Below are 1430 nucleotides of genomic sequence, written 5' to 3'. Positions count from 1 at the left end.
GGCCGCGCCCAGGGAGATGGTGTTTGAGAAGGCCACCTGTAATCCGGTGGACTATTAGGAGGCAATCGCCTCGATGGTCACTTTAGCATCATTTGTCTCTTTTTGAGAGTCGGCCTTCTTCCGGCATTCGGCGAGGATCTCCCGGCTCAAGTAGCGGCGCTGCTCGGTCCATTCGTCGTTCTGCTCGGCCAGTACCGCGCCGACGAGCCGGATGATGGAGTCGCGGTTGGGGAAGATGCCGACCACGTCGGTGCGGCGGCGGATCTCCTTGTTCAGGCGCTCTTGTGGGTTGTTGCTCCACGTCTGGCGCCAGACGGCCTTGGGGAAGGCGGCGAAGGCGAGGATGTCCTCGCGCGCCTCGTCCAGGTGCTCGGCTGCTTTGGGGTACTTGTCCTCCAGGGTCTGCACGACGTGCCGGTGCTGGGCGTGGACGGACTCGGCGTCGGGCTGTTCGAAGACGGTGCGCAGCATGGTCGCCACCCACGGTTGCGCCGACTTCGGAACGCGGCAGAGCAAATTCCTCGCGTAGTGAGTTCGGCACCTCTGCCAGGAGGCGCCGGGCAGCGTGGAGGCGATCGCGTCGCGCAGCCCGGCGTGGCAGTCGGAGGTGACCATCGCCACCCCGGACAAGCCGCGGGCGACCAGGCCGCGCAGGAACGCCAGCCAGCCCGCGCCGTCCTCGGAGGAGACGACGTCCAGGCCGAGGATCTCCCGCTGTCCGTCGGCGTTGACGCCGGTGGCGACCAGGGCGTGCACCGTCACCGTGCGGCCACCCTCTCTCACCTTCTGTGTCAGCGCGTCGATCCAGACGAAGGTGTAAGGGCCGCCGTCCAAGGGCCGGGAGCGGAACTGCTCAACCATGCCGTCGAGCTCGGCGGCCATCGCCGAGACCTGAGACTTCGACAGGCCGGTGATGCCCATAGATTCGGCCAGCTTCTCCACCCGCCGCGTGGAGACGCCCAGCAGGTAGCTGGTGGCCACCACCGAGGTGAGCGCGCGCTCGGCCCGGCGTCGCTTGTCCAGCAGGAAGTCCGGGAAGTAGGAGCCGGTCCGCAGCCGTGGCACGGCCAGCTCGATCGACCCGGCCCGGGTGTCCCACGGCCGGGTGCGGTAGCCGTTGCGGGTGTTGACCCGCTCCGTGCTGACCTCGCCGTAGCCGGCACCGCACAGCTGCTCGACCTCGGCGTCCATCATCCGCTGGGCGAACTCGCGGATCATCGTCCGGAGCAGGTCCGGGCTCGCCGCAGCCAGGGTGTCTTCCAAGTACTCCCCGGCAGCGGGCACAATGTCATTGACGGCCACTTCGTACCCTTCGTGTTGATATGAGCGAATCGAAGGATTACGGAGTGGCCGTCTCTTGTCACATGGATCTCACCCGCACCACAGCATGGGCTAGATCACCCGCACACCATCTCCCTGGACGTGAACCG

General features: G+C 66.7%; 1 protein-coding gene. It reads right to left on the bottom strand.

Annotation, left to right across the window (positions count from 1 at the left end; translation table 11 throughout):
* Window positions 1-54 precede the first annotated feature (54 nt).
* Window positions 55-1302, bottom strand: a complete 1248-nt coding sequence (locus ACZ6YG_RS44610; RefSeq protein WP_466021372.1) for an IS256 family transposase — start codon at window positions 1300-1302, stop codon at window positions 55-57.
* Window positions 1303-1430 lie beyond the last annotated feature (128 nt).

This window comes from Nonomuraea sp. NPDC054003 (genome assembly GCF_055585125.1).
This window is presented reverse-complemented; position numbering and strand designations above follow the sequence as displayed.